This window comes from Chryseobacterium sp. RU33C (assembly GCF_900156015.1).
GTDB lineage: Bacteria > Bacteroidota > Bacteroidia > Flavobacteriales > Weeksellaceae > Chryseobacterium > Chryseobacterium candidae.
The window spans coordinates 23,517-30,884 of the sequence record NZ_FTMT01000036.1 but is presented as its reverse complement, the minus strand read 5'-3'; the positions used below and the strand labels follow the sequence as shown (position 1 = coordinate 30,884).

7 protein-coding genes and 1 tRNA gene are annotated in these 7,368 nt (G+C 29.8%); 2 read left to right on the top strand and 6 right to left on the bottom strand.

Translation table 11 applies throughout. The annotated features are described in order from the left end of the window. Window positions 1-365: 365 nt before the first annotated feature. The 3 genes from BW946_RS20420 to BW946_RS20410 form a co-directional block, all read right to left on the bottom strand. The gene (locus BW946_RS20420; RefSeq protein WP_076597930.1) at window positions 366-692 is read right to left on the bottom strand and encodes a transposase; all 327 of its coding nucleotides are present in this window, start codon (window positions 690-692) and stop codon (window positions 366-368) included. Then, window positions 671-904, bottom strand: coding sequence for a hypothetical protein (locus tag BW946_RS21740; protein WP_228402668.1), 234 nt, complete (start codon window positions 902-904; stop codon window positions 671-673). The genes BW946_RS20420 and BW946_RS21740 overlap by 22 nt, the downstream gene beginning before the upstream one ends. A 223-nt stretch (window positions 905-1,127) precedes the next feature. Further along, a complete protein-coding gene (locus tag BW946_RS20410) occupies window positions 1,128-1,589 on the bottom strand; it encodes a hypothetical protein (RefSeq protein ID WP_076597929.1) in 462 nt (153 codons plus the stop codon). Window positions 1,590-2,453: 864 nt separating this feature from the next. Between BW946_RS20410 and BW946_RS20405 the strand changes: the two genes are divergently transcribed. Next, window positions 2,454-3,443 carry a hypothetical protein gene (locus BW946_RS20405; protein ID WP_076597928.1) on the top strand — a complete coding sequence of 330 codons (990 nt, stop codon included), beginning with the start codon at window positions 2,454-2,456 and terminating at the stop codon, window positions 3,441-3,443. 187 nt (window positions 3,444-3,630) lie between these two features. Next, window positions 3,631-4,269 (top strand): response regulator, encoded by a 639-nt coding sequence (locus BW946_RS20400; RefSeq protein ID WP_076597927.1) that lies wholly within the window; start codon window positions 3,631-3,633, stop codon window positions 4,267-4,269. A 149-nt stretch (window positions 4,270-4,418) separates the two neighbouring features. Here the strand turns inward: BW946_RS20400 and BW946_RS20395 are convergent, their stop codons facing one another. The 3 genes from BW946_RS20395 to BW946_RS20385 form a co-directional block, all read right to left on the bottom strand. Continuing rightward, window positions 4,419-5,543 carry a hypothetical protein gene (locus tag BW946_RS20395; protein ID WP_076597926.1) on the bottom strand — a complete coding sequence of 375 codons (1,125 nt, stop codon included), beginning with the start codon at window positions 5,541-5,543 and terminating at the stop codon, window positions 4,419-4,421. Window positions 5,544-6,053: 510 nt separating this feature from the next. Beyond that, window positions 6,054-6,191, bottom strand: a complete 138-nt coding sequence (locus tag BW946_RS21735; RefSeq protein WP_262484578.1) for a DinB/UmuC family translesion DNA polymerase — start codon at window positions 6,189-6,191, stop codon at window positions 6,054-6,056. A 1,040-nt stretch (window positions 6,192-7,231) separates the two neighbouring features. Beyond that, window positions 7,232-7,303, bottom strand: a tRNA-Arg gene (locus BW946_RS20385). Between the last annotated feature and the right edge of the window lie 65 nt (window positions 7,304-7,368).

The following is a 7,368-nucleotide window of genomic DNA, read 5'->3' as shown; positions in this document are numbered from 1 at the left end:
TAAAAAGTTATTTCCGTAAAATTTTTTGAGCTATGAGGGCTCAAAATTTTCCAGAATAACTTTTTAACTTACACAGTTAGTGAAACACTACCAAAACTTTAAATCAAAAATTTCATTCTAAGTTTTGCATTTTCAATTTTTAGGAATCGCTACAATTTTTATGTAATATTTAATCATTAATCTTATTAAGTTTTAAAAAAGGAATGTTTGAAGTCAAACATATTACCTGTAAATTTAATGTCTGTAAATAAGAGTACTAAAGCTATTAATTTTTTTATGCCGTGGAAATTAATAATAAATATTGCTGGAGATACTGTTTAAAACTTAGATAAAAACAAGGTAAATCTACCGTTAATATAATTCGTTTAAAATATACGCTTCCACTTTGCAATGGTATTTCTGCTTAATTTAAAATGTCTGGCTAACTGACTATTACTTAATTTATACCTCTTTTGATAATCAAGAATTTCAAAAATAGTTTGTTTATCATAGGATTTGAATTTTTGATTTTCAGATAATCTATCATAAAATATAATATTATTAACTTTCAAAATATCAGATAAAGACATTATTTCTTTTGATAGATATCGCTTTACATATTTCAATTTATCCGGGCATTTAGACTCTATAAAATCGTGATAAATCCTTTTATAATCAGGTCCTGTATTTATTATCTGTTCTTGCTTTTCCATTTATTCAATGTTGATTTGGGAATCCTGTAATGATCCATGATTTCTACAGGAGTCTTCTTTTTATCTTTCAAGAGCTTCAGTATATAGTCTATCATTTCCTTTGTATATAAACTTTTCCGGAACTGAGGTAGTTTTGACCTCCCTTCATTTTTATTGTGTCTGGCGACCGGAGGGTACAGGATAAAATGGGTGGGATAGAGAAAAAAAATCATATCTCAATAGTTTTGATCATTTTAGAAGTATATCCACATCCAATGATATCATAGAATACATTTCCAGCATCTCATTTTCTGTTGAATGTAATAATCTACAAATTCTGCTCATATCAATATCTTGTTCATTTACATTCTCATATACCAAATCACCAATATGAATATCTTTGAAATTTTCCGCTTTTAAAATTTATCTGTATTCAAAAAGCAAAATCTTTTACTTTTATAAGAAATAAGTTCCTGATTTTTCTTTTACTAAATTGTTGGATATATCTCCTAAAAGCTGCTGAGTTTCATTCTCACTACAAAAAGTAATATCAATATTTCTTCTTAATATCCTGCCTGAAGAATTTGAAAAAAGAATTATTAAATATTTACGAAAAGTCCTTTCCTTTATTTCTATCCTTACAATTTTTTTTTGTGGCATTTCAAAGACCTGATATTTTTTCCCACCTGAAAACCATTGATAACTTTTAATGGAAATCACCTGTCCTGAATTCTCATATTCGAATATAAACTGGTTTTTTAACCGTCCATATACAAGTAATGCTATTACGAATAAAATTACTAAAACTGAATTGTACCCCAAATACATGTGAATAGTAATAGTCAATAAAAGCAACGCCAATATAATTAACTGAGAAATCATATATTGACTTACTCTTTTTTTATTATTTATTTTCATTAACATTCAATTATTAAAATTTTCTATTCTTATTTATATCCTATCTGTATATTTTTAAAACCAAATGGCGGAAAGTGTCATGCTACGAATTCGAAACTGTAATTAAAAATCTTAATTCATCTAATAACTATATCCTTTGGACTGTACCCTTCAATTTTACATAAAACCGGGTTGGTAAGATTTTGTCCTGATGCAAATTTTCTAGTCCATATAACAATTCTACACTATCAAATTTGTTTACAATAAAATCGTTTGGATCAACGGGTTTAAACTTTTCTGCATTTATGGCAGCAACTCTAGAAGTTTAGCAGCAATAATCGGCAGATCTCTAACAGGTGACTGTCTGTTTATACGGAATGTTTTTAGAAATAATATTATATTGATCCCTATACTTCCGGTTTGTGCAAAAAATACAGTCTGGTATATGTAGTGTGTGCTTTTTGCGATCTTAATCATACCCATTCTTCTTCATACATATATACTTACTGTTCATCTTTTCTTTATTTAGGATCAATTTATTCTAACCCAAAATTTAATCATATAAACTTGCTGTTTTAATTAAACAAGCGAATTAAAATCACAAATAAGTGAAATAAAATTAAAATTTTACTCTAGATTACATGAATAAATGATAAACTTAAATCACTAAAAGAAAGTAATAATTTTATACTGCAAATATCTGATAACATTGACAAAACATAAAATAATTACTGTAAAGATACATTACTAACGTTGTCATTTTTAATCTAACCGCATGTAGTTTATAAATGTCATTTAATTCTTTAAACAATGAATAATTTTTACTACATTTATATTAATTGAACAGAGTAAACACAAATGCATCAACTACTTTAATTTATACCAATGTCTTTTAAAGCATTCATATTGCTATTCCTATTATGGATACAACTTTGCTATAGCCAAGAAGCAGCTTCTGTATGGTATGACACAGATAATGGACTTCCCAAGAATAGTGTAAAAGATATCATTAAAGATAAATACGGATTTATATGGCTGAGTACGGAAAGCGGCTTAGTACGTCATGATGGAAATAATTTTGTAACCTATAATCATTTTAAGCTTAAAAATAAGAGGTTTTCTGCATTTTTTGGAAATATTGAAAAAGATTCTATTTATGATTTTACGGCTTATACTGAAACCATTGTTTTACTTAGCAAAAGAAATGTAAGCACTGTAAATCATCAGAACAATTGCACAAAAACAGCATTACATGAAATCAAGTTGTATGGATTATTTGTAGAAAATGGAACTCAGGAAAAAACAGATCATAAAGACGTCTTCATTTATTTTGATAAAAAAATAGTCCACATAAAGGAACTTGAAGAAATTATTGCAATAAGAAGCCGGAAACTATCAAAAACATTTTCAAAACATGAATATACCAAGGAACAGTTCCGAAAAGAGAGTTTGCGGCAGAAAAAAATATTGGAGACAATATGTCATGATATTATTACTATTACTCCCATAAAATTATCCATTACAGCACAAAAGCTCTATGAAACTGACGAACATGATCATTGCATACAAAAGAAATATTTCGAAAGTTTCTACACATCTTCTGTAGATTTTTACAATTTTATGAAACCACTAAAGGAATACGCTGAAATTTATAACATTTATGAGGTAATAAAAGCTAAAAAAGCTTTTTCTAAGGTTACAGCTAAAGAGCAAAATCCTCTTATTATCAACAATATTAAAGATCCAACTCGCACAAAAAACAATCAAAATGTGATTGCTGTTACTATCCATAATCTCATAGATAATGTAGTTAAAAACACCACTAATGGAATCATAGAACTTTCTACTATTGAAGATAGCAGGAATTTTTTCTGAAGCTAAAAGATACACGGAAATGAATAAACAAAGAACAAATGACCTATTATGAAAAACTTATTTTACAAAAACACAGTTTAGGACTGCCTATTATTCTACAGCTTCTCATGAGGATCAATGGTAAAATTGAATTTAAAAATAATACACCCAACGGAACGATAATATGAATTAAATTAAAAAACAAAAAATGACTAGAAAAATTATTATTGCAGATGATCACTTCGTGGTAAGATTAGGTACTACCCTAATTCTTGAATCTCACTACAAAGATGTAACAATTTCCTGTGCAGAATCCTATACTGAACTCACAGAAAAACTATGCGCAGAGTTGTTTGACCTGCTCATCTTAGATATCAATATGCCGGAAAGCAAATATTTGAATATGATTGATGAAATAAAAATAATACAACCCAATCTCAAAATCCTTGTTTTTTCAGTATATGACGATGATATTGCTGTACAGTATATCATTGAGGGAGCTGATGGATATATTAATAAACTATCGGATGAAAACAATATCCTTGAGGCAGTTCAGCAAATATTTGAAACGGGAACGTATTACTCTCAGGATATTGTAAAAAAGCTGGTTTTATCAGCTAAAAAAGATACTCCCATTAATCCACTGGAAACTTTATCCGAAAGAGAAAAGGAAATATTTGATCTGCTGGCTAAAGGTTATGGAAATATTGAAATATCGAATGAGTTAAATCTTCATCTTTCTACTGTAAGCACTTACAAATCGAGAATTTATAAAAAACTGAATATTAAAAACACCGTTGATCTGGTAAGGTTAGGAGATAAAAACAAGATACATAAGCCTAGATAAGCGCCCAATATTTAGGTTTGTCAAAAAAGACCTGCTGAGGAATAACATTGAGGGTATAAAAAAAACGGAATAGGTATTCCGTTTTTTTTAATATCCTGTATTCTATCAGAATAGTAAAGTTATTATAGCAATTGTTACAAATGTTTTTTTCATTTAGTTTTCTTTTGTAATTGTTGGGTCAGGTTAATTAGTTCATTAATTTGTCCTCTTTGAGAGTCAATCTGTGCTTGCTGCTTTATAACATGCAAATAAAGTTCTTCTACCTTCTCCAGAGTCTGGGTTGAAAGCTCTGATAAATTAAATGAATAAAGGCCATTTTCCGTTTTTGCTAAATCATTAATAGAAGTTACACCAGGTAAATGATTGTTCTCTTTGATAAATTTTTCAGTATCATAAATATTCAAAAATTTATATTTAGAATTCAGTAAAGATTTCCCAGTATAATATTCTTCAAATACATAATCAGGATAAGTAGCTGTAGCAGTTTTAATACTTCCGTTTACATTTAATTTTTCTGAACCAAAAGCAGGTTCCGTACCATGCCCTACTGCCAGATTATTAATTGCTCTAATATTCCCTGCTGGCGAAATATGCATTCGTACCTGGCCTAAAGCATCTCCAGCCGATGTTGTTATAAAATCTATTCCGGTAGGAACATGTGTACTGCTGGTTCCTAAAGAAAGGGATGTACTTTTTCCTGTAGCTAGCATCTGTGCTGCCGAATTGGTATCACAATAGATAAATAAAGAATAATTTCCGTTATTAGAAAATCCCATTGAAGATCTTGTTCCTATACCAGAATCCTGCACTATACCAACGCCGGCACTATTATTAATGGTTGTAGTTTGTTGATTCACGAATATCAGATCCTTTCCATCCTGAGTAACCGTTCTGGTATTGGTAAGAGTACCATCTGCATTATAAATATTATTATAGATCAGTTTTTGCCATACTGTACCATCAAAATAGTAATACCCAATACTGTCGATATTAAGCCTGGGTCCTGTATTATCACCAGCCGAAATATCTGTTATGTATATCAATGTTCCTTTTTGATTGGTTCCGTAAAGAGTATCTCCTTTAGCCGAAAGCTGTGCGCGGGTAAGTCTTGGTGCCTGAAGTCCGTCAATATCAGTATTTCCTAGTTTTCCATTGACATCCAATGTGGAATTAGGTGCTGTAGTGTTAATCCCTACCCCTGCTTTCTGTGCAAAAATGCCATAAGAGGCTACCAATAGGGCTGCTGTTAATAAAGTTGTTAAATTTTTTTTCATTGCTTTAATTTTAGTGTTTAAACTTTTGAAGTGAAAAATATAGGACTGTTAAGTAAATCCAATTAAACCTGGCCAATACCAGCACAAAACTGATCAACACACCTTTACGTTGAAATGGAATAAGAAAAAACGAGATTCTTTGTTTAAGAATAAACAAAAAAGTGGAATTAAAATCTTTATAAAGGCCGTGTAATTTTAGATAGATGTAGTGTTCTACGGATGGCTTCTGTTACTATTTTTAAGAGTTTAAATATATTTTACTTTTCTTCTATTTGCATTTTTATTACTGAATTAATGGTTCTCTTGTTTTCAAGAATTAAACTCATTCATTTTGATAGTGCAAATTTAAAACAGAGAAAACAAAAAAAATAAGCTTACTGTGTAAAAATAAATTACCATATATGTAGTATTGCATCCTATCTATGTAGTTTTAAAACTACATAATTCTGTAAATGGTGAAATATAAATGAAAAGTTATGGATGATCTGCAGATGTATAGGCTACATAACATTATTTCGTTTCTGTATCAAAATTGGCATATCTGATATTCACAACTACCGTAGCAGATAAAGATTTTTCCTGGCGGAGTTGATGTGCCAGTTGTTCAGCCATTCCGGAAATCAATCTTTTAAACTCTTTAATATCCATTTTGTCACTGCTAAATATTCTCTTTTTGGAAATGGATTTTCTTTCTGAATAAGGAATCACTGTGACTCATCAATTCCGTTTGATTTTCTCAAAAAATCAGTTACATTCTTACCGATCATTTACTATAAAACTTCAACCGCATTTCCATGACACAACGCCCTTTTCTCCATCGCCTATTATCAGGTTCAATTCCGTTGAGTTCATAGTTCACAAACCTCTCGCAGTATACAAAAAAAGTTTCCAGAACCATATGTACAATTCACCGTTCCGTTTTACAAAATCAGATATATTTTTAATCAAATATGATAATAAAGATTAATATATTTCATATCAATCTTTCTACAATAAACTAAAATCTTTTATAAGACAGAATTTGCCCCCCACAAAAAATCCCCAGATAATTCCGGGGATAAAAACTAATAACCATGAAAACTCAAAAAAATGAGCTGCATCTTGATATACGATAAATTTTAAAAATTGGTTTTTATAGGATACAAACAAAAACCTCCAAGCGAACCAGGAGGAGAAAGTAAAAAATGAATTATAAGTTAAATGATTCGGTGTTAAATAAAATTTACCTTAAAAACTTCTATTATCATTAACAACGCTTATGCCAATAATATCACTGTTTAAAGAAATCTGCCATTTTGTGGTATATTTTAAATAAAAACCTCCCATTACAGCAGGAGGTTGAATACATATAATCCGAAATTTAAAATAAATCGAACAATTTAAAGATACGTAAAAAACATTTCACAAACCAGTGATGTGGTATGTAAAATCACTTATTGCTATCACTCTACGGGAAACCGTAAGATAGATCAGTTTAAACTGTCTGTATATTGGCTTCTTAACAATTAAAAACAATAACTCATGAGTTTGATATTTTATCACATATACATCAAGAGAAAGATTTAGCATTAATAATATAAAACGCAATTGAAGATGAATTTAGTGGTTTTGTAAAAGTATCTGTTTCATCAGACGAAAAGACTATTCTCGAGGTGATATAATAAAAAAGCTCCTAAAAAGGAGCTTTGTGACCGCAGAAGGATTCGAACCCTCACTGTCGGAGCCGAAATCCGAAGTTCTATCCATTAAACTATGCAGCCGTATTGATAAGTAATAAATGATAAGTAATGAGTAATACCTGATTACTTATCATCATTGCCTTTTA

Bases quoted from the DNA above. Each gene is read 5' to 3' on its own strand.
- BW946_RS20420 (WP_076597930.1), bottom strand. From the start codon at position 692: ATGGAAAAGCAAGAACAGATAATAAATACAGGACCTGATTATAAAAGG.
- BW946_RS21740 (WP_228402668.1), bottom strand. From the start codon at position 904: ATGATTTTTTTTCTCTATCCCACCCATTTTATCCTGTACCCTCCGGTC.
- BW946_RS20410 (WP_076597929.1), bottom strand. From the start codon at position 1,589: ATGAAAATAAATAATAAAAAAAGAGTAAGTCAATATATGATTTCTCAG.
- BW946_RS20405 (WP_076597928.1), top strand. From the start codon at position 2,454: ATGTCTTTTAAAGCATTCATATTGCTATTCCTATTATGGATACAACTT.
- BW946_RS20400 (WP_076597927.1), top strand. From the start codon at position 3,631: ATGACTAGAAAAATTATTATTGCAGATGATCACTTCGTGGTAAGATTA.
- BW946_RS20395 (WP_076597926.1), bottom strand. From the start codon at position 5,543: ATGAAAAAAAATTTAACAACTTTATTAACAGCAGCCCTATTGGTAGCC.
- BW946_RS21735 (WP_262484578.1), bottom strand. From the start codon at position 6,191: ATGGATATTAAAGAGTTTAAAAGATTGATTTCCGGAATGGCTGAACAA.